Here is a 19,830-nt window from a genome sequence, read left to right as displayed (position 1 = left end):
TCACTCTATGCCATCATAGGATAAGGTTTGTAGCATATAAAGCTCTTAAATTATGTTTCAAGAAAAAGGTACTAAATGCTGATGTTAGCACTTCCAGTAATTGATTTAAAAAATAAAGTATCAGCGCAAGAGTGGCAGCTCAGAGTAGACTTAGCTGCCTGCTATCGACTGATTGCGCTGCATGGTTGGGATGACTTAATTTATACCCATGTATCAGTGCGTATTCCAGAGACAGAACATGTGTTGATTAATGCATTCGGGCTACGATTTGATGAAATAACCGCCTCTAATTTAGTTAAAGTCGATATGGCAGGAAAGATTGTCGATGCCGATTGTCCATTTGAATTCAACCCAGCAGGTTTTACCATTCATAGCGCAATTCATGAAGTTCGTCATGACGATATTTGTGCGCTGCATGTTCACAGTAATGAAGCAATAGCCATAGCAAGTTTGCAAGAAGGCTTATTGCCTATTAGCCAGTATTCAATGTTCGCATTAGCCTCGTTAAGCTATCACGACTATGAAGGCCTAGCTGTCAATGTTGATGAGAAGTTACGTATTCAGCAAGACTTAGGTGATACAAACTTTATGTTGCTGCGTAATCATGGCGCATTAACCATGGGTAAAACCATCGGTGATGCATTTATGCATATGTATGACTTGATCCGTGCTTGTGAAATTCAAGTACAAGTGATGTCAACGGGTATGAAACCAATATTGGTTGATCAAAGCATTGTTGACGGCATTAAAGCGCAGGCAAATATTGTCCATACTGGGCTAACCGGTGGGCAAAAAGCATGGCCGGCCATGTTAAGACGTGTTTATAAAGAAGATCCAAGTTTCGCGCTATAACCACCAACAATTTTTGGTGTAGCCACTTTTAAGTATATTAAAAAAAAATGTAAAGAGAGCATAATGAAAGTAACTCATGTAGAAATCTTTGATATTGAATGTCCTAAACGTCCGGGGTGGAACCCGGTATTTATTCGTGTACATACCGATGAAGGTATAACCGGCGTTGGTGAAGCTGGCTTAGCTTACGACTGGGGGCACAGCGCTGCAGCGGCAATGCTGAAAGAAATTACTGAAGCGGTATTAATCGGTTTTAACCCTTTTAATACTGAATTGTTGTGGTCGCGTATGTTGCGAGAAAGTTTTTGGGGATTAGGCGGCGGACCTGTATTGTATTCTGCCATGAGCGCAATCGATACTGCGTTGTGGGATATAAAAGGTAAAGCGTTAGGTTTACCGGTTTATCAATTATTAGGCGGTAAAACTAATGGTAAATTGCGTACCTATGCTAGCCAATTGCAGTTTGATTGGGATGAAAAAATCAATAAACTGATTGAACCGGCACAATATGCCGAAGCCGCTTTGAAAGCTGTCGCTCAAGGCTATGACGCGGTAAAAGTTGACCCTATTGTTTATAACCACGATGGCAGTTCTTCCTTTGATCGCACTAAACTATTTACCCCGAAACAAATGCGTTTATTTGGCAATCGCTTGCGCGCTATTCGTGATGCAGTTGGTGAAGATGTTGACATTATTTTTGAATCGCATTCATTGATGGGTGCAGCATCGGCGATTCAAATGGGTCGAATTGTTGAAGAGGTTGGCTGTATGTTCTATGAAGAACCGGTTAATTACTTGAACTCTGCCGTACATAAAAAAGTTTCTGATAATGTTAATGTGCCGATTGCTGGTGGCGAACGTTTATATCACCGCTGGGACGTAAGGCCTTACTTTGAAGATCAAAGTATCGATGTATTACAACCGGATATTGGCTTATGTGGTGGATTTACCGAAGCTAAAAAAGTATGTGACTATGCCGATGTTTACGACATTCGAATTCAAGCACACGTATGTGGCGGCCCAGTAGCAACAGCAGCATCTTTGCATCTTGAAACCGCCATTCCGAACTTTTTAATTCATGAGCATCATACTTATGCGATTAAAGACTGGAATCGCGAGTTATGTATACAAGACCCTCAACCGGTAAATGGCTTTTTTGAAGTATCAGAAACACCGGGTATTGGTATTGAATTGAATGACGAAGTGGTTAAACGCTCGCCTCATGCTACGGTAAATGCTTTGAAGTAATAGAGTGGGGCAGCTATCAGTTTTAAGCTGTCAGCATTCAGTTAATATATTTTAGTTTTTGAAAAGGTAGCTTAGCTACCTTTTTTAATGTTTGGCTTGAAGTGTGAATAGGCTCGTCAATGTGAATCAGTTAGTCGAGTATGCTTTTTTTACCGGATAAAACGGTTACTAACCGACACTTTAGCTAAATGTAATCAATGGGTAGAGCGGTGGTGTATTTTATTTCTTCCATTGCAAAGCTCGAGCTAATATCAGCAAAGCTTGCGCGGGTAATTAAGCGCTGATAAAAACCGTCATAAGCTTTCATGTCTGGTACCACAACGCGTAGTAAATAATCTACTTCGCCGCTCATGCGATAAAACTCTAAAATTTCGGGGAAATCTACAGCGACTTTTCTAAACTCACTCAGCCAATCTGGGTTGTGCTGATTGGTTTTAATCGTAACGAATACGGTTAAACCAACATTCAGTTGTTCAGGGTCGGCCAATGCAACTCGGCCTTTAATAATGCCAGATTTTTCCATTGCTTGAATACGTCGCCAGCATGGCGTTGTTGACAGACCCACTTGGCTGGCAACATCACTTACCGAGGCGGTGCAGTCATGTTGTAATATGTTGAGTATTTTTTTATCGAATGCATCCATAAGCGCTAAAACGAAATAGTTTTACTTAATTGAGAGTTAATATGGAATTATTTTGCGATAAACCTGCAATTATTGCGAGTTATATTTTATGCCAAAGCGTTTTTATTTACAGAAGCTTGGGTCAGCTTAAAGGAATTTATAAAAACGTTGCGCATTACTAAAGCAGAGTTGCTGTAATTGTTCATCGTTGTAGTTCAGTGCAGCGTAGGCCAGCCAAGTATCTTGATAGCTAGCGTGCCATAAACTTAAGGGAAAATTACTGGCAAGCATTACCCGCGAAAATCCAAAGCTTTCGATACATCGACGGATGACTTTTTCCTGCCAAGCTGTTGAGTAATTTCTATCGGCCATTTCCAAGCCAGAGCATTTGATAAAGACATTATCATTGTTAGCTAAGCGTTTAATATTATCTAACCAATGAGCGTATCGTAGATTATCTTGTATTGGCCAGCCAGCATGATTAATACATACTATTAAGCTGGGTATGATTGATAATATTTTCATTAATCGCTCTACAGCATGACTATTTTCTAGTGGCATTTGTAGCTCAAAACTGAGCTTGTTTGCAGCCAAAGCGGCAAGGTTTTCTTGGCTGTTTTTATCGTTAAGAATGGCTAAAGCATCATCATCTAAAATAAAGCGAACCCCTACCACACTTTTATAGTGCATTAATCTTTTTAGTTGCGCTAAAAACAGAGATGTTGGTAAGGTAATATCGAGCATGGCAACACTACGAAATGGCAAGTTGCAGGTGTTTTCCAACCAAGCTATTTCACGCCAAGGCTGCTGATTATCAAAACCCGCTTCAATATGAACAAAGCCTGCCAGCGTTAATGGCGCGGTGAGTATTAGGTCATGCTCAGCAACGTTTTTCGCTATCAGGTGTTTATCTTTCCAAAATGGCGGACTCTCTAACCTTAACCATTGATAGTTACCTTTATTAAGATCAAATAAATGTAGATGCGAGTCGATTATTTTCATTCGTTTTTCTATTGTCAAAACACTATTGCGCGGTATAACCACCGTCGATAACTTGTAAACTGCCGGTGATAAATTTAGCTTTATCTGAAGCTAAAAAGTACACTAATTCGGCTACTTCTTCCGCTTGGCCAAGTCGTCCTAGTGGTTGTAATGCTGCTTCTTCAGCATGTACCTCAGCTTTATTAGCACCAGACTTTTCACAGTAATTGTTAATGGCTTGATGATAAAGTGGTGTTTCTATAGTGCCGGGGCAAACGGCGTTAGCACGAATATTAAATTGTGCGTAATCAAGCGCGGTAGTTTTTGCCATTGAGGCGAGGGCTGCCTTACTTAAGTTGTAAGCAAAAGAGTTATGTTTGGCTATAAGTGCCTGATCAGACGACATTAATATTATCGCGCCGTTTTGCTGTGTTTTCATGGTCGGCAATACCGCTTTAATCGCAGCATAGGCGCCTTTAACGTTGATATTAAATACGCGATCTAAATCCGCTTCACTTGTATTTTCGATTGCGCCTGAAAAATGTATGCCGGCGTTAGATACCAATACGTCAATTCGGCCTTGTTTGCTGATATCACTCATTATGTGGTTGACCGCGTTAAAATCGGTAATATCACAATGACAAAATTCGCCAATGTTTGACGGGGTAATATCTAAATTAAATACTTGATATTTTTTCGCCAAAAACAATTTAACAATACTTAAGCCAATACCTGAACTACCACCGGTAACCACACAAACTTTTTTCATAGCACAAACACACCAATAATTTTATTAAATAATATCGCGTAAAAGCACTCAATACCAAGTTATTAAGTTTTTAAAACGCAGCGAACTTGACCGAGTTAAAAAGTAACTCAACGGTGCAAGCCGCAAACAATTGCTTTACTCAAAGCTGACAGCTTCGAATTGACCGCTATTTTTGAGCTAACTCAATCAACACTGCAGTATACATTTTTAAGTTTAGAACAAACTGTTCCATCGTAATAAATTCATGCTCTGAATGCCCTGTGTATTTGGTATTGGGCATCGATGGACCAAAACTCACCGCATTTGGTAATAAACGTGAATTTGTTCCACCACCTATGGCAACGGGTTTAGCGTCTTTAATACCGGTAAAGTGAGTGAAAACGGCCAACAAAGTATCGATATGTGGCGCATCTTTTTGCACAAATGGGTCACCAATGTAATGCTCTAACTCTTTAACATCTGCATCGAATTTGTTGTTCCAGTTTTGCACTGTTTGGTGAATTTCTTCGCTCAGTTGCTGCTTGCTTTTACCTTGTGGGCGACGTAAATTAATGTTCAGTTCAATGCTTTTGTCATGCTGTTTTATGACTGTCGGTGAGAAGGTCATAGGACCCATAAAGTCATCTTGATATGCAATGTTGCCAAACTTTTTACCTTCTAGCCCAAGGCCAATATTATCATTTATAAAGTTAACCAAAGTACCTGGGCCATTATTTTCCCAACGCGTGCTAGACAATAAGTCTGCTAAGTAAGGTATAGCATTAACACCTTCGTCAGGTTTTGAAGAGTGCGCTGATTTTCCTAAGGCATTAATGGTTAACGTACTGTCTTTTAATTCAAGATCAAAACTTACGCCTTGATAACTGCGGGCTTTACGCATTAATCTTTGTAGCAAAACAATATTGGCATTTTCGATGGTTGCAGTAGCATCTTCCGGGATTTGGCTACCAAAGAAGCCTCCGCTGAAGTCACTGATATATGGTGAAATAGTTGGTTTTTCCAGTTTGTTAAAAACTAGCTTGACCGTGCCATAACCTTTTTCTGCGGTTACAACAGGGTATTCAGCGTCAATAGTGATGTTAGTTTGTGGTAAGTCATGGGTTTTTATATAGGTTTTTAATGGCTCCCAGTCTGATTCTTCCGCCATGTAAATGTATAACTCAAGACGTTTTTTTAGTGCTATTTTTTGATCTTTAATCGCTTTCATGGCATATAGCGCAGTTGAAATTGGTCCCTTATCATCTTCAGTACCACGGCCAATTAATCGCTCAGGCTCTGTGGTGGTATCAAGTTCAAAAGGAGAGTTTTGCCATTTTTTAGGATTAACGGGCTGCACATCACCATGCGTAATAATACCTACGCGCTCTTTTTGGTCACCTAAACCAATCACCACCACATAACCGTCATCGCTATAATCTAATCCAAGTGATTGTGCTTGTGATTTTAACTCAGCTTTAAAGGCTAAATGGGCAGGATTATCGTTAGCGGATACCCCTTCTTTTGCTACCGTATTGTGTTTAATCAGCGCACGAAGACTATTAACCATATCCTCTTGATAGGTTGCTACAGCATAGTCAGCGGTTGTTTTCGCTACACTGCTTACATGAGTGTTTTTTGCGTGAACGGATAAACTCAAGGTTAACGTCATAAGAGAAGTCGTTATAAGCGTTACAGTTAAAAGCGTAAATTTTTTAAACCTAAATTTTTTAAACAAAAGTTGCTCCAGTGGACAGTGGTAAATAAGTTTTCAAGGATATTTTAACGTATGTAAAATTGATGTAACAGCAAACCACTAAACTTAGTTCACCGCTATTAATTTTTATATTTTTGTATGACAAAATAATAGGATAAATGTTCACTAAAGTTAATTTGCTTTTAGTTTAACCGTATCAATGATCTTAATGCTAAGTTTGGCGTTGTAGCTAGGCTATTACAATATATAGTTAATTATGCATACTAAAGGGGGGAATAATTCATACTAAATTCTTGTTGTGTTTTTAGTTACTTTACGTGCATGCTAGTGAGCAATGCTTTTGACAACATAAAAGTAACTAATTTGAATCGTTATGTTTTTTGTTTTTTCAACTAAAGAAGGATAATTAAATGTTTAGTCATATTATGGTCGGTGCTAACGATGTAAACGCATCAAAGGTATTTTACGATGCTATTTTAGGGGAACTAGGCCACGAGCCGGGCGTTATTGATGAAAAAGGCCGTTGTTTTTACTTTACTGATACGGGTATATTCTCAATAAGTAAGCCAATTAACGGTGAAAAAGCATGTAATGGTAATGGCAGTACTATAGGTTTCGCTGCTACTTCTCCAGAGCAAGCAGATGCTTGGCAAGCAGCAGGTGTTGCTAATGGTGGTGTTGCTTGTGAAGATGCTCCAGGTGTAAGAGAAGCACCCGCTGGTAAGTTATATCTTGCCTATTTACGTGATCCTTCGGGCAATAAAGTTTGTGCACTTCATCGAGTTGGTTAAAAAACTTCGCATATTTAATATAGCTAATTAAGGATTTAGCTATATTAAATATAAAAAAAAGACGCTCAAAGCGTCTTTTTTCATTTAATGAAGGTTTAACTTATACTTATTGGTAATCAGGGAAAATGACTATCACTAATTATCTGATCATATTTACTGATTTGCATGACCCATTACTGCGTTATTTAAACACTGTCGCAGCACTGAATAAAGCTTTTAGATAATTTAAGACTGAGTAATCCGTTATTAAAAAAATCACATTGATAGTTATACAGTATTTGAATAAAAAATAAATCGCATCATTAATAAAGCAGGTAGGTTGAGTCGAACACTCTAAACAGCTATAAACTATTCAGGCGTTTGAATCTCTTCATCTGTTAACCATCCGTCTAGACTAGTTTTACCAAATATAATAGCCATGCTTTTAAGTTGATTCGCAATGCTAGGGTTAATAAACCCTCGGGCTAAACCTACAGAGAAAATAGTAGCTAACCCTTTAGGCGAAGTTATCAACGCCATAGACCTTTCTTTTGCGCGCAGACTTTGCGCTTTTTCTAGTTTGCCTAGAAGTTTTAGGTCGGCTTCACATTGGTCAGCTTTTTTGACCTTTTTAAATAATGAAAATATCATGTATCACCTTTTATAACGCGCTTGGTACGATTAAACCCAACTTGATGTTTAACTTTTTTCATTAAACTGAAACAAAAAGCAATTAGTATGGTATTAATAACGGTTGCCACAAGCAAACCCAGCCAAAATGATGAAGATAATTGCATGATACCTATAACTATAGCTACGTTCACTAAGCACCAGATGGCGGCAACGACAACAAATGTAAATAGCATTAAAATACCAAAAACAGCAATCGCTTGAAGGGATATCTTTCCTTCACATAGCGCTAGTTCATAGGTCTTTTGATACTTTTTTTGTTTGACTTTAAAAAGGTTAGTGATAGCTGAGTAAGTTGCATGAAATGAAGCTTCTGCTTCTCGCTGTTGGTCTTGTATTAGGCGTGAGCTTTCAGCCTCAGCACTTTCGTGCTTTGGCTGATTATCTGAGTCTGCGCTTGTAGACACTATATTCGCTTCCTATTCGGTTGCTATTATTTTCTGTTCAAAATGCTAGTTAATAATACACCAGCAGCAAACGCTATACCTGCTGTTGCGATTGGATTTTCAGTAGCATATTTTTTAACTGAAGATTGCGCCCATTTTGCCTGAACTTCTTGTTGTTTAGCAGCAAAGTTTTCGCTACCCGATTGAGCCGCATTACGTAATCTATCTTCGGTAGAAGCTGCTTTTTCCGCAAGAGTATCAACAGACTCGTGTAGAGTATTTTGCACTTTATCAGATAAAGGGTGAGTAGATTGTGATTTTTTATCGCTGTTTGAGATTGTAGTAGCCATGTGAATTTTCTCCTTTGTGAATAACAGTTTTTGTTACTTGATTTAAGAGTTGCAATCATTAAGCCAAAGTTGAAATATATTTTAACTTTTAAAATTCAATAGCTTAAGTTGAGTTGAAATTCTGATTTTTAAAAGATTGAAATAATGACACATAAGAATGAAAATTTTACTTACCTTCAACATTGTTTGATGCATAGGTCGATTATTTACAAGGTATAGGCCGGTGTTGACAACTAAAGCACTAAAAATATCATCATTTACTGAGCAATAACGGCCAACGTTAAGCTTTTGCTTCAATAAAAGTTACCCAGTGGGAGAGTAAATTAAGTCTTTCGAGTGTTAGTTTGATACAAACCAGAATTGGGACCGCTAGCAGCACACCTAACATTCCCCAAAGCCAACCGAGAAAGAATAGCCACAAAATAGTGACAAGTGGATTCAACTGCATTTTAGTGCCCAATACCATGGGGGTCATCAATTGGGACTCCAATACATTAATACATAAAAATGCACTAGCAGGTGCTATAGCAAATAGCGTAAAACCAAACTGAACTGAGCCCACTAATGTTAAAATTACAATACTAATAGCGGAGCCAATATAAGGCACAAAATTAAGCAAGCCAACCAATGCACCCCAGAGAATAGGGTCGTCTAAACCAAGTATGGCAAATGCTATCGCCGTTGTAACTCCGAGAATAAAGTTAATAACACTGATCGTGATAATATACTTTGATAAAACTTTTTGTATTTCATAAACAATAGAGTCGAGTTTTTTCTTATTGACGAAATGAGGGAAAGTTCTGGCTGCAATATAAACAGAAGGTCCGTAGATTAGTAAGAAAAGAATTAATATTAAGCAACCGAAGCATTGGGCTAAAAAGATAGGTGCGCTGCTTAGTCCGGTAATTATTAGCTCTATACCCCCTTGTTTTATATGCTTTTCTACAGTGTTCTCGACTAGTTCGTTTGATTTTTTTGGTTCTGGCTTTTTCTTTGAAAATAAACTAAAAAAACTGAAACCTTCGTCTTTATTATTTTTAGCCGCAACTTCTGCTTCTGCTTGCTGCTTTTGGATTGCAAATTCATCACTAATATTATCAATCTTTTCATTCAGCTGTACTGTAATCTTAGGTAACAATTGCGCCCATTTTTGTGCTGGTTCTATTAGCTCTGAAGCTAAAAAGGTAAACGGAGCTACTAGCAGAGCCAACAAAATGAATGAAGAAATAGTGCGTGGTATATAGAAAGTTTTTAATAACTTAACTGGCGGGCTCAATAATAGCGCAATAAAGCCAGAAAATAGAATAGGTATAATCAAAGATTGGGCAAGATATAGCGTATATAAGGCGGCAAGGGCTAATAACCACTTAAGTGGTTTATGATTGCTTATGGCTGAACTCACAACAAAATATCCTTTTAGGAATAGGTGATAAAAATAGATTGTATATCAATTAACCTGATTCGCCCTAATTTTATCCTAGAAAGATCATCAGATCATTTTTTTGGATTATTGTAAACAAGGCTAGAAGTTTTCATGCCCTAACTATTAACTTAGGCTGAGTGATTTTTGTCGATTAATAATAAAGTTTACTCTTTTTTTCAATCGGTTATTTATATGTTTCTTGCATTTTCATCTAACGTCATAATAAGATTTCCTAATATGATGATAGTTCATATTGTGGGAGAAATTTTACGTAAAATATATTGAACGTCGGTTCGATATGCGGCAATATCATGCTATAAATACTTACGAAGAGACCCTAACATGGCTGGATTGCTACCCAATATTGACCCTGATGGATTATTAGAATATTCCGTTGTTTACACAGATCGCTCTTTGAACCATATGTCTGGTTCATTCCAACAGGTCATGAATGACATTTCCGCTGACTTAAAGTCTGTTTATCAAGCCCATAGTGCAATCGTAGTGCCAGGCAGTGGCACCTTTGGTATGGAAGCCGTTGCTCGTCAATTTGCGCGCGACAAAAAAGTTTTGGTTGTACGCAATGGTTGGTTTAGCTATCGCTGGAGTCAGATATTTGAGATGGGTGATATTCCGAGTAGCGAAACTGTACTTAAAGCGAAGCAGACCAGTGATGATGCTCAAGCTCCTTTTGCTCCACCCGCTATTGCCGATGTAGTCGCGACTATTTTAGCAGAATCGCCTGACGTTGTTTTTGCTCCACATGTAGAAACCTCTGCGGGCATTATTTTGCCTAACGACTATATTCGAGCAATGGCAGACGCCGTACATCAAGTGGGCGGTATTTTGGTACTCGACTGTATTGCTTCAGGTACTATTTGGGTAGACATGCAGGCAACGGGTGTAGACGTGTTAATTAGTGCACCACAAAAAGGTTGGAGCGCTTCACCTTGTTGTGGTTTAGTTATGTTAAGTGAGTTAGCGCACAAAACAATAGCGTCTACCACCAGTGATAGTTTTGCTTGCGACCTAAAAAAATGGCTACAAATCATGGAAGCCTATGAAAATGGTGGCCATGCTTATCACGCGACTATGCCGACCGATGGTTTGACCCGCTTTAGAGATATTATGCAAGAAACCAAAGCCTATGGTTTTGAAAAAGTCTGTCAAGAACAACTAGAGCTAGGTCAGCGTGTTCGGGAATTACTGACTAAGCATGGTATTAAAAGTGTTGCGGCTGAAGGGTTTGCAGCACCAGGTGTGGTGGTCAGTTATACAAGCGATGATGAATTTCAAAATGGTAAGAAATTTGCCTCAGTTGGTTTACAGATTGCTGCTGGCGTACCCATGCAAGTTGGCGAACGTAATGACTTTAAAACCTTCCGAATTGGTTTGTTTGGTTTAGAGAAACTGCACAATATTGACCGAACGGTTGCTGAACTGGAAAAAGCACTGACGAGTATTTTGTAGTATGGAGCTTGTATACTTTTCATTAATTTTTTAGTGTGAAAATAAAAATATTTAGAGATAAAAACCGCTATTAAGCGGTTTTTTTAATTTTAAAAACTCCCCATTTATTGCTACAAATAAAAGTTACTCGGTATGACTAATAGCTAAGGAATTACTGTGTTTTTGAGGGGGAGAGTAATACCACTCTCGATTTTAAGTTTACATGCCGGCGGTTTATTAAGTGCTTGATTTTATGGTAAGTGAATTGATTTAATCGATTTGTAGAATGTCGAAAATCAACATTAAACTGCGGCTGCTGTTAATTGTCGAATAAGTCCAGTCAGTTGAGTTATTTTTATATTTGATAGCTGTCGATAATCGAAATAAGGGCAAATAATAAGCCCTAATTCAATATTAATGGCAAAATCATGACTAAGCCAAGTACAGTCGTTACAAATGCCGAGTTGCTCAGCATAGCCTTTACCTAATATAACATGTAGCTTTTTATTGGGCTGAAATTCTGCAGAATTTGGTGTTTTAGAAACGGTTGTTTTTAAGGCATTATCTCTTATCACTGGTAAATTTGGTGCTGAAAAAAGTAAGCAGTTATCACTGTGTTTCTGTAGCAGAAATTCATCTCTTAATTTTTGCCAACTTGTAAACTGTTTTGGTGTTAATTCAAATAACAACTTAGCATAAACATTAAAAATTTTACGCCAATGATTACCAGTTTCCTGACAAATATGTGCAATTTCGTTAGGCACTAATGCTTTTACACAAGTTAGATTTTGATAAACATCGAGGGGTGGACGGTTTCTGATATAGAAAATGATTTTCGCGTTATTATTACCAAGGCCGACGACTTCATTTACCATTTATTACTCCCTAGTAAAAGCTAATAAAAGCCAATAAAAAACCCGGTAAGATCCGGGTTTCAGTCGTTTTAAATGTTTTTATTAGCATAACTATGCTTAGTTAAAACTCTTTCAACATGCTTTCTAAAGAATCATCATATGCTTTTAATTCTCTTTCCAGTTGAAATTTTTCTTTCAGTTGTTCAATTTCACGCCACTTTCTTTTCTTATTATTACTTGAACTTGATTTTGGCTGTGTGCCAGATGAGTCCAATACTTGTTGAAATTTTTCCATGGTATGCTCCCTGTTTCTACAACTGCAGCTTTTTAATACCACAGTTACTTATAGAAGAGAAACATTATTTTGCATTTTGATTACAAAATGATACATTTCAGCAAGTTTTTAATAAAAAATTACAGCATTGCTTGTAATTGTTGCTCAAGTTTAACTTGGTCAATGGTGAAATTGCGAATACCTTCGGCCAGTTTTTCCGTGGCCATCGCATCTTCATTCATTTCCCATCTAAACTGTGCTTCGCTAAGTGGTGCTTCTTTGGCTAATGGTGCTTGGTCGCTAAAGAGTTTTTGTTCAACAGTTTCTGTTGAGTTGGCTAACTCGTCCATCAGGTTAGGGCTAATGGTTAAACGATCACAACCAGCTAATTCAAGTATTTCACCAATATTACGGAAACTCGCTCCCATCACAACCGTATTATGGCCTTTAGCTTTGTAATAATTATAAATACTCGTGACTGATACTACGCCTGGATCTTCACTAGCTGAATAGTCATTACGGCCAGTATCTTTTTTGTACCAATCTAAAATTCGACCAACAAAAGGTGAAATTAGGTAAATACCGGCTTCAGCACAAGCTTGTGCTTGAGCAAAACTAAATAATAAAGTTAAGTTACAGTTAATGCCTTCACGCTCTAATTGCTCTGCAGCTTTAATTCCTTCCCATGTAGAAGCTATTTTGATCAAGATGCGATCATTACTAATCCCTGCTTCGTTGTACATAGCGATAAGTTTATGTGCTTTTGTAATAGAAGCTTGAGTGTCAAATGAAAGACGTGCGTCAACTTCCGTTGAAATTCTGCCCGGGACTATCTTTAAAATCTCTAAGCCAATTAATACCGAAAGTTTATCGGCAGCGTCAAAAACTTGTTGCTCAGCATCTGAAGATTGAGTTTTTGCCCAGTCTACAGCTATCGTTAGCAATTGCTTATAATTAGGTAAAGAAGCGGCTTTTAATAATAAAGACGGGTTTGTCGTGGCATCTTGCGGTTGAAACTTAGCAATAGCTTCAATATCGCCTGTATCTGCAACAACGGTTGTCATTGCTTTTAATTGAGAAAGTTGATCGGTCATAATATGTCCCTTGGTCTTAATAATGGCATCAGATGAGTGTATTCGTAAAATTTGGTGAAATATTACAACGTTTTTCAAGCAAGATAGGTTGAAATTGCTAGGTATCTGTTTTATTCATCTATATTTGTATCAAATTTTCATAATTTAGCAAGGGTGATAATGAATTAATTTGGATAAAATTCACGATTGTATGCTGTGTGGGCGATAAGTTAGATGATCAATTCATAATGAAGATAATTATATTCGTTTTTTCCTGTGTTATAGTGGCAAAAATTTTTTAAGATAGAGTAGATATATAATGTTGCTTGTTGTTTCTCCTGCTAAGAACCTAGATTATGAATCCCCCGTTGCTACTGAAAAATATACTCAACCTGAACTTTTAGATCACAGTAAAGTGTTAATGAAAAAGTGCAAAACACTGACCCCTGCTGATATCAGTTCATTAATGGGCATTAGTGATAAATTAGCCGGCTTGAATGCCGCGCGTTTTGGCGAGTGGGCAACACCTTTTACGCCAGAAAATGCACGACAAGCGATATTAGCTTTTAATGGCGATGTTTATACTGGTCTTGATGCTCCATCTTTTAGTGAACAAGACTTTGAATTTGCTCAGCAACATATGCGAATATTATCGGGCTTATATGGACTATTAAAGCCGCTAGATTTAATGCAAGCCTATCGATTGGAAATGGGTAAAAAATTAGATAATGATCGCGGCACCAATTTGTATCAATTTTGGGGCGATATTATCACCGAGCATTTAAATGCAGCGCTAGCAGCGCAAGGCGATAATGTGTTAATTAATTTAGCGTCCAATGAATACTTTAAATCGGTTAATAAGAAAGCTTTAAACGCTGAAATTATTACCCCAGCGTTTAAAGACTGGAAAAATGGTCAATACAAAATGATCAGTTTCTTTGCTAAAAAAGCCCGCGGATTAATGGCGCGCTATATTATAGAACACCAAATCACCGATGTTGAAAAACTGAAAGATTTTGATGTGTCAGGTTATCAATATTCTAGTGATTTAAGTAAAGGGAATGACTGGGTGTTTTTGCGCAAAGAAGCCGATTAGTTAATTCGATTGAACTAAATATAAAAGCTATAAAGGCAAAATAGCCCTTTATAGCTTTTATGTAATAGACCGCTGAACAGTTAATTACACCATACCTACTTCACGCTTCCTTAGCCAAAATAGTTTTTACAGGCTTTGAGGTAACAAAATAAAACGACTAGCAGTGCTTAAGCTAATGCTCGTATTTCGGTTAATGCTTTTTCAATTTCCTGCTCATTGTTTATGAGTGACGGAGCAAATCGCGCGTAGCTATTCCTATAAGGGGTGCTACTCATAATAATTCCCTTGCTGTGTAACGCCTTCACTACATTTTCCGCGCTCATGCCTGCAACGTCGAAGCATACTAACCCTGAAGAAAGTTCACTTGATTGCGGGGTATACAGCGTTACATGACGCATTTTTGCCAAGCCTGTTTTTGTTTGCGTATTCAATTGGTGAATGCGCTTTTGCACATTGGCTTTGCCCAATTGCATATGGAGCTTAAAAGCTTCTGGCAGTGCCCAACGGTGTTCAAAAGAGTGAAACCCACCTGGCGACATATGCTCACCCATGGGGACTTGCTCTTGAACACTATCGCCCATCCAGACATCATATGAGGCACTAAAACTAGGAATAACGGGCTCACTGTTTGCCCAAGCGCGATCGTTTCCCCAAATAACACCAGTACCTCGTGGTCCAAACAGCCACTTATGTGTGCCAGCGACAAAAAAATCGCAGCCTAAAGTGGTAATATCTTCATTTTCAATGCCAAAACCGTGGACACCATCGACACAAAATAATATCTGTTGATCTATGCCTCGGCCTTGATTAATCACGTTAATAGTATCTGCCATCGCTCTAATGGGCAGTTTTACACCGGTTGATGAATGCACCCATGTCGCTGCAACCACACGCGTATTTTTGTTAATACCTGCGCTTAACCGTTTAATTACATCGGCTACGTTAACGGTTGCTGGGTTTTCGTAAAGTGCTATGCGACGAACTTTCGCACCTGTGCGCTTTGCTCTATAGGCTAATGACATATCTGTTGAGTAGTGATCATGGACAGTTTGTAAAATTTCTGTCCCTGGTGCTAATTTCAACCCACTGTAAATTAAGGCAAGGCCCATCGTAGTGCTGTCTGTTAGCGCTATATTTTTAGCTTTACCTCCCATATATTCTGCCGCTGCCTCGGCGATATCATGGTCAATTGTTTCAAATTGTTGGTGCCAATAATCGGCAGGATTTTCATCTAAACCACGTCTGTGCATTTCTATAGCATCGGAAACCGGTTTAGGGTGAGACGTTAATAAAAAGGTAGATAATTGAATATACTTTTTGGTTAATGGAAATAAGTCACGTAATGCTGTCCAATCGCCTGGCGCGATAGTGTTTATCTCATTAGCGGGCGATTGAGCTCCTGCCAGTAGTTGCTTTGAAGCCAATAAGCTTGCACCAACACTGATCCCTAAACCAGTCAAAAATTTCCGTCTTAGCATGTGATTATCCCCTTGCGAGCAATACTAATATGTTTTGTGAATAAGGCTCGCAGATAGTTAAAATAGGTAAAGTTAGCCAATTCAAAGGAGAGAGCCTAATAATCTGGCTGATTAAAACGTAGTGCATAAATTGGAAATTTTCCAGTCTGGGATATCTGGGATATCTGGGAAAGTAGAGTAGGTAGCTAAACTTTAAGTAATAAAACTGGATAGGGTGCTAGCTGTTGATTTTTGTTGCCTGAGCTATTTATCAGGTTAATTACAAGCTCCTTATCTTATTTTTCTGTATTCTAGATCTACTTAGACCAATTGAAATAAATAATCGATCATTTTAAGGCAGTTTAAATCGTCAATAACTGCGTTGTTTTCAATCACACACGCCCGCTATTACTCGACAATTGCTCCTGCATTGTCCTACTTACGGGCATCCATGCCCTAATCAATCAAACGCCTTGCCTGCAGGGATAATGGTATGGACCCACTCCAACTTTATTTCCGGCCTCTTTAGGGCCAAAATGAAAGTGATAACAATCATTTATAAAAGCGGAGTGGATCAACATGAAGATTACTACAATCGGTTTAGACATTGCAAAATCAATTTTTCACATGTTCGCTGTGAATAAAAATGGGCGATTTGTAAAAAAGAAACAATTAAGAAGAAAACAAGTGTTGAGTTTCATGGCAACATTAGAGCCTTGCCTAATTGTAATGGAAGCTTGTGGCAGTGCGAACTACTGGGCTAGAAAATTTATTGAATTGGGGCACCAAGTAAAACTTATTGCGCCTCAATATGTAAAACCCTTCGTTAAAGGCAATAAAAATGATTATAACGATGCCGAAGGTATTGCAGAGGCAGCGCAACGCCCGACCATGAGGTTTGTGCCAATTAAATCGATAGAACAACAAGATATTCAAAACTTCCATCGACAACGTGAACGCATAAAGAAAGAACGTAAAGCATTAGCAAGTCAGATACGAGGCTTGTTAGGAGAATATGGCATTGTCATCAATAAAGGTATTTCTGCAATTCGCAATGAACTGCCGGATATTTTAGAGGATGCGACAAATGAGTTAACGTATTTAAGTCGGGAGATATTTAATGAGTTATGGCTTGAATTTCAAGTCACAGAAGTGAAGTTTAAAGCGTGTGAAGTTCGCTTAAACACGATGAATAAAGAAAATGAAATATGTGTTCGCTTAGATGAAATATTAGGTATTGGAGCAATCACAGCTAGCGCTACTTATGCAGCTGCAGGAGATGGAAAAGACTTTGTAAATGGTCGACATTTTTCGGCATGGCTTGGGCTTGTTCCTGGGCAGCATTCAACAGGTGGAAAGGCCACCTTACTCGGTATAAGTAAACGCGGTAATAGTTATTTAAGAACACTATACATCCACGGGGCCCGGGCAGTATTAAGGCACAGTGAAAACAAAACTGACCGATTTAGTTTGTGGGCACAAGCGTTAAAATCCCGACGAGGACACAACAAAGCATGCGTTGCTGTGGCGAATAAAATAGCAAGAATGGCTTGGGTAATAATGGCGAAGGGGGAAAGTTATCGCCCGGCTATATAAATAAAGCTCAAAACTGAAGCAAGTTAGATTGGTTTCAGTGATGAGATAACAGTAAAACCCTTTTACTTCAGTTGCAAAAGATAAATTAATCGGATGGTAAGATAGTCAGACTGGCTTGCACAAAACCTGGTACCTGCATTGGCTAATAAAAAAGCCGGAGGGATGATGAGGAGTGTGAGCGCAAACAACCATCGGGGCCAGAAGGTAAAAATCCTTCATAAACAGGCCGGATATATGAGAGCAATGATTTTCTCTTACATAACGATTAAATGTCTTGCAAACGGAGTGGGTCCATATATGCAGGTACTTATGTTTAGTCTGGAACAATAAACATGTATTCTTGAACAATTTATCCTCGCTTAAAATTGGTCAATAACTTATTACATTTGGTATTAGACCGTCTTTAATCGCGGCTACAAGTTTTAAGGGCAGGTAACAAACGAACTGAATTTACGTCTGATATTATCCTGTTGAGCGTTCGTTAAGTGACGAAAACTGCGCTTATAGTACTTAAATTAACGATAGCCGTAATAGTGAGGGTGAAGATCAGGGGATTCGCTAAAATTATTTTTCAATAAAAGTGAACGTAGTCGCTCATAATAGTTAAATGTAAAGCAAGGAAGGAAAAGTAAGTGCTTGGTTAACCAAGCACTTTGTCACATTTTAAGGTGTAATTAAGGTTCAAGCTAAAACTAAAGCTAAAACTTGTTATAGTCTAATACCCAATTGACATAAAGCTCAGTACCCGTTTTTAATGATTTTTCGTCTGCATGAAAAAACGGTGAATGGTTGCTTGGGGCATTTACCGCATTTTCACCTTCTGGTGTTACGCCTAAAAATACAAAGAGCCCTGGCACTTCAAGAGCGAAAAATGAGAAGTCTTCTGCGCCTGTAACTAAGTCGTTAACACGCACTTTTTCTTTACCTGCGACGCGCTCAATGGTGGGCAGCATTTTTCGTGTCAGCGCTATATTATTAATGGTTACCGGGTAGCCTTCGTCAATATGCACATGGGCTTCAGCGCCGGTTGCTTTGGCTGTCATTTCAGCCGTTGTCTTTAAGTTTTTAAATATTTGCGCACGATTGTCCATATCAAAATTACGAATAGTACCTTCAAGGTAGACTTCATCTGGAATAATATTATTGCGCACGCCACCTTCTATAATACCAAAGCTAATAACGGCGGGGGCTTTCGTGATATCGACTTGACGACTGACAATTGTCTGTGTACTACCAATGATTTGTCCTGCAGCAACGATAGGGTCAACACCGCCCCATGGACGAGAACCATGAGTTTGACGACCTTTTACTGTAATTTCGAAACGATCTGAGGAGGCCATAAGCGGCCCTTCGCGATAACCAATATGGCCGGTATTACCAGCAGACCAAACGTGTATACCAAATACAACTTCTGGCTTATGCTTAGTAAATAAACCTTCTTTTAGCATAAGTTCAGCACCGCCTTCTTCTCCTTTTGGTGCGCCTTCTTCGGCAGGCTGAAAAATAAATACGATAGTTCCAGCAATGTCATCTTTCATCGATACGAGCTTTTCTGCTGCCCCCATTAGCATGGCCATGTGTAAGTCATGACCGCAAGCATGCATTACACCGACCTCTTTGCCTCTATACTCTGCTTTTGCAATGGATTTAAATGGTAGGTCAGTTTGTTCTATAACAGGTAACGCGTCCATGTCGGCGCGCATGGCAATTGTAGGGCCAGGTTTACCGCCGACTAGTACACCGACAACGCCCGTATGTGCAATACCGGTTTGCACCTCTAAGCCTAAATCTTTCAGATGTTTAGCTATAACTTTAGCGGTGCGAAATTCACGATTGCTGAGTTCAGGATGCTGGTGTAAATCACGGCGCCATTCTATTACCTTTTGCTCAAGTTGCGCTGAAATTTCGACGGGTTGCTGCGCCTGCGCACTGCTGAAAGTAGCAATACCCATTAGAAAAGCCAAACTCATGGAAGAACACTTCATGTAAAACTCCTAAACAGTAAATGGGATAAACAGATATATCCGTTTTAAGCTGATTGATTTCTGCTAATTATTGATGGGGAGAATGAAAAAATACAGTTTATAAAATTTATAAGTCGCATCATGACGGTCTAAATTTTATGTCATGGGTTTATCCATTTACCCTCATGAAAAAAGTAGAAGACTTAATTTGTGTAATTTTTATAATAAAGGCTCATCTAGGCCTATACAAGTAATTATTTTTTGATGAAATTAGCTTTAGTAT

At 38.6% G+C, this 19,830-nt stretch carries 19 protein-coding genes; 6 read left to right on the top strand and 13 right to left on the bottom strand.

Features of this window, described 5'->3' with window-relative positions:
- Positions 1–81 precede the first annotated feature (81 nt).
- Together A3Q33_RS03445 and A3Q33_RS03440 are read left to right on the top strand one after the other, a co-directional pair.
- Complete coding sequence (locus A3Q33_RS03445) at positions 82–852, top strand: class II aldolase/adducin family protein (protein ID WP_081182254.1); 771 nt, start codon at positions 82–84, stop codon at positions 850–852.
- Between the two features lie 63 nt (positions 853–915).
- Complete coding sequence (locus A3Q33_RS03440; protein ID WP_081178722.1) at positions 916–2,100, top strand: mandelate racemase/muconate lactonizing enzyme family protein; 1,185 nt, start codon at positions 916–918, stop codon at positions 2,098–2,100.
- Positions 2,101–2,284: 184 nt separating this feature from the next.
- Here A3Q33_RS03440 and A3Q33_RS03435 read toward each other — a convergent pair whose 3' ends face one another.
- The 4 genes from A3Q33_RS03435 to A3Q33_RS03420 form a co-directional block, all read right to left on the bottom strand.
- Positions 2,285–2,743 carry an Lrp/AsnC family transcriptional regulator gene (locus A3Q33_RS03435; protein WP_081178721.1) on the bottom strand — a complete coding sequence of 153 codons (459 nt, stop codon included), beginning with the start codon at positions 2,741–2,743 and terminating at the stop codon, positions 2,285–2,287.
- A 126-nt stretch (positions 2,744–2,869) separates the two neighbouring features.
- Positions 2,870–3,724 carry an amidohydrolase family protein gene (locus A3Q33_RS03430; protein WP_081178720.1) on the bottom strand — a complete coding sequence of 285 codons (855 nt, stop codon included), beginning with the start codon at positions 3,722–3,724 and terminating at the stop codon, positions 2,870–2,872.
- A 22-nt stretch (positions 3,725–3,746) separates the two neighbouring features.
- Positions 3,747–4,472, bottom strand: coding sequence for an SDR family NAD(P)-dependent oxidoreductase (locus A3Q33_RS03425; RefSeq protein ID WP_081178719.1), 726 nt, complete (start codon positions 4,470–4,472; stop codon positions 3,747–3,749).
- 166 nt (positions 4,473–4,638) lie between these two features.
- The gene (locus A3Q33_RS03420) at positions 4,639–6,120 is read right to left on the bottom strand and encodes a dipeptidase (RefSeq protein ID WP_081182251.1); all 1,482 of its coding nucleotides are present in this window, start codon (positions 6,118–6,120) and stop codon (positions 4,639–4,641) included.
- A gap of 455 nt (positions 6,121–6,575) precedes the next feature.
- Between A3Q33_RS03420 and A3Q33_RS03415 the strand changes: the two genes are divergently transcribed.
- Positions 6,576–6,956, top strand: coding sequence for a VOC family protein (locus A3Q33_RS03415; protein WP_081178718.1), 381 nt, complete (start codon positions 6,576–6,578; stop codon positions 6,954–6,956).
- A 348-nt stretch (positions 6,957–7,304) separates the two neighbouring features.
- On the opposite strand, the gene A3Q33_RS03410 is transcribed toward A3Q33_RS03415, so the two are convergent.
- From A3Q33_RS03410 to A3Q33_RS03395, 4 genes are all read right to left on the bottom strand, one after another.
- Positions 7,305–7,586 (bottom strand): hypothetical protein, encoded by a 282-nt coding sequence (locus A3Q33_RS03410; RefSeq protein WP_081178717.1) that lies wholly within the window; start codon positions 7,584–7,586, stop codon positions 7,305–7,307.
- Positions 7,583–8,032 (bottom strand): hypothetical protein, encoded by a 450-nt coding sequence (locus A3Q33_RS03405; protein ID WP_081178716.1) that lies wholly within the window; start codon positions 8,030–8,032, stop codon positions 7,583–7,585. Before A3Q33_RS03405 ends, A3Q33_RS03410 begins: the two co-directional genes overlap by 4 nt.
- A gap of 26 nt (positions 8,033–8,058) precedes the next feature.
- A complete protein-coding gene (locus A3Q33_RS03400; protein ID WP_081178715.1) occupies positions 8,059–8,361 on the bottom strand; it encodes a DUF883 domain-containing protein in 303 nt (100 codons plus the stop codon).
- Between the two features lie 280 nt (positions 8,362–8,641).
- The gene (locus A3Q33_RS03395; protein ID WP_081178714.1) at positions 8,642–9,763 is read right to left on the bottom strand and encodes an AI-2E family transporter; all 1,122 of its coding nucleotides are present in this window, start codon (positions 9,761–9,763) and stop codon (positions 8,642–8,644) included.
- A 363-nt stretch (positions 9,764–10,126) separates the two neighbouring features.
- Between A3Q33_RS03395 and A3Q33_RS03390 the strand changes: the two genes are divergently transcribed.
- Positions 10,127–11,254 (top strand): aminotransferase class V-fold PLP-dependent enzyme, encoded by a 1,128-nt coding sequence (locus A3Q33_RS03390; protein WP_081178713.1) that lies wholly within the window; start codon positions 10,127–10,129, stop codon positions 11,252–11,254.
- A 281-nt stretch (positions 11,255–11,535) separates the two neighbouring features.
- Here the strand turns inward: A3Q33_RS03390 and A3Q33_RS03385 are convergent, their stop codons facing one another.
- The 3 genes from A3Q33_RS03385 to tal all read right to left on the bottom strand — a co-directional run bounded on the left by A3Q33_RS03385 (position 11,536) and on the right by tal (position 13,455).
- Positions 11,536–12,108, bottom strand: coding sequence for a DUF6942 family protein (locus A3Q33_RS03385; protein WP_081178712.1), 573 nt, complete (start codon positions 12,106–12,108; stop codon positions 11,536–11,538).
- Positions 12,109–12,208: 100 nt separating this feature from the next.
- The gene (locus A3Q33_RS03380) at positions 12,209–12,382 is read right to left on the bottom strand and encodes a DUF3545 family protein (RefSeq protein WP_081178711.1); all 174 of its coding nucleotides are present in this window, start codon (positions 12,380–12,382) and stop codon (positions 12,209–12,211) included.
- A gap of 119 nt (positions 12,383–12,501) precedes the next feature.
- Positions 12,502–13,455 carry a transaldolase gene (gene tal / locus A3Q33_RS03375; RefSeq protein ID WP_081178710.1) on the bottom strand — a complete coding sequence of 318 codons (954 nt, stop codon included), beginning with the start codon at positions 13,453–13,455 and terminating at the stop codon, positions 12,502–12,504.
- 298 nt (positions 13,456–13,753) lie between these two features.
- Between tal and yaaA the strand changes: the two genes are divergently transcribed.
- The gene (gene yaaA, locus A3Q33_RS03370; RefSeq protein WP_081178709.1) at positions 13,754–14,530 is read left to right on the top strand and encodes a peroxide stress protein YaaA; all 777 of its coding nucleotides are present in this window, start codon (positions 13,754–13,756) and stop codon (positions 14,528–14,530) included.
- Between the two features lie 167 nt (positions 14,531–14,697).
- Here yaaA and A3Q33_RS03365 read toward each other — a convergent pair whose 3' ends face one another.
- Complete coding sequence (locus tag A3Q33_RS03365; protein WP_081178708.1) at positions 14,698–16,008, bottom strand: aminotransferase class V-fold PLP-dependent enzyme; 1,311 nt, start codon at positions 16,006–16,008, stop codon at positions 14,698–14,700.
- Positions 16,009–16,566: 558 nt separating this feature from the next.
- On the opposite strand from A3Q33_RS03365, the gene A3Q33_RS03360 reads away from it, so the two are divergent.
- Positions 16,567–17,583, top strand: coding sequence for an IS110 family RNA-guided transposase (locus A3Q33_RS03360; RefSeq protein WP_081178157.1), 1,017 nt, complete (start codon positions 16,567–16,569; stop codon positions 17,581–17,583).
- Between the two features lie 698 nt (positions 17,584–18,281).
- On the opposite strand, the gene A3Q33_RS03350 is transcribed toward A3Q33_RS03360, so the two are convergent.
- Positions 18,282–19,535: an amidohydrolase gene (locus tag A3Q33_RS03350; RefSeq protein WP_502687238.1), complete on the bottom strand. Its 1,254-nt coding sequence runs from the start codon at positions 19,533–19,535 to the stop codon at positions 18,282–18,284.
- Between the last annotated feature and the right edge of the window lie 295 nt (positions 19,536–19,830).

Origin of the sequence: Colwellia sp. PAMC 21821 (assembly GCF_002077175.1) — a bacterium.
In the GTDB taxonomy this organism is placed as follows: domain Bacteria; phylum Pseudomonadota; class Gammaproteobacteria; order Enterobacterales; family Alteromonadaceae; genus Cognaticolwellia.
Note: the sequence above shows the minus strand (reverse complement) of the source record. Positions and strands in the feature narration are given on the sequence as shown.

Excerpts from the sequence above, each read along its gene's own strand:
- A3Q33_RS03390 (WP_081178713.1), top strand. The coding sequence starts at position 10,127 with ATGGCTGGATTGCTACCCAATATTGACCCTGATGGATTATTAGAATAT.
- A3Q33_RS03385 (WP_081178712.1), bottom strand. The coding sequence starts at position 12,108 with ATGGTAAATGAAGTCGTCGGCCTTGGTAATAATAACGCGAAAATCATT.
- A3Q33_RS03435 (WP_081178721.1), bottom strand. The coding sequence starts at position 2,743 with ATGGATGCATTCGATAAAAAAATACTCAACATATTACAACATGACTGC.
- A3Q33_RS03425 (WP_081178719.1), bottom strand. The coding sequence starts at position 4,472 with ATGAAAAAAGTTTGTGTGGTTACCGGTGGTAGTTCAGGTATTGGCTTA.
- A3Q33_RS03430 (WP_081178720.1), bottom strand. The coding sequence starts at position 3,724 with ATGAAAATAATCGACTCGCATCTACATTTATTTGATCTTAATAAAGGT.
- A3Q33_RS03400 (WP_081178715.1), bottom strand. The coding sequence starts at position 8,361 with ATGGCTACTACAATCTCAAACAGCGATAAAAAATCACAATCTACTCAC.
- A3Q33_RS03350 (WP_502687238.1), bottom strand. The coding sequence starts at position 19,535 with ATGGGTATTGCTACTTTCAGCAGTGCGCAGGCGCAGCAACCCGTCGAA.
- tal (WP_081178710.1), bottom strand. The coding sequence starts at position 13,455 with ATGACCGATCAACTTTCTCAATTAAAAGCAATGACAACCGTTGTTGCA.
- A3Q33_RS03380 (WP_081178711.1), bottom strand. The coding sequence starts at position 12,382 with ATGGAAAAATTTCAACAAGTATTGGACTCATCTGGCACACAGCCAAAA.
- A3Q33_RS03420 (WP_081182251.1), bottom strand. The coding sequence starts at position 6,120 with ATGACGTTAACCTTGAGTTTATCCGTTCACGCAAAAAACACTCATGTA.
- A3Q33_RS03365 (WP_081178708.1), bottom strand. The coding sequence starts at position 16,008 with ATGCTAAGACGGAAATTTTTGACTGGTTTAGGGATCAGTGTTGGTGCA.
- A3Q33_RS03410 (WP_081178717.1), bottom strand. The coding sequence starts at position 7,586 with ATGATATTTTCATTATTTAAAAAGGTCAAAAAAGCTGACCAATGTGAA.
- A3Q33_RS03440 (WP_081178722.1), top strand. The coding sequence starts at position 916 with ATGAAAGTAACTCATGTAGAAATCTTTGATATTGAATGTCCTAAACGT.
- A3Q33_RS03415 (WP_081178718.1), top strand. The coding sequence starts at position 6,576 with ATGTTTAGTCATATTATGGTCGGTGCTAACGATGTAAACGCATCAAAG.
- A3Q33_RS03445 (WP_081182254.1), top strand. The coding sequence starts at position 82 with ATGTTAGCACTTCCAGTAATTGATTTAAAAAATAAAGTATCAGCGCAA.
- yaaA (WP_081178709.1), top strand. The coding sequence starts at position 13,754 with ATGTTGCTTGTTGTTTCTCCTGCTAAGAACCTAGATTATGAATCCCCC.
- A3Q33_RS03360 (WP_081178157.1), top strand. The coding sequence starts at position 16,567 with ATGAAGATTACTACAATCGGTTTAGACATTGCAAAATCAATTTTTCAC.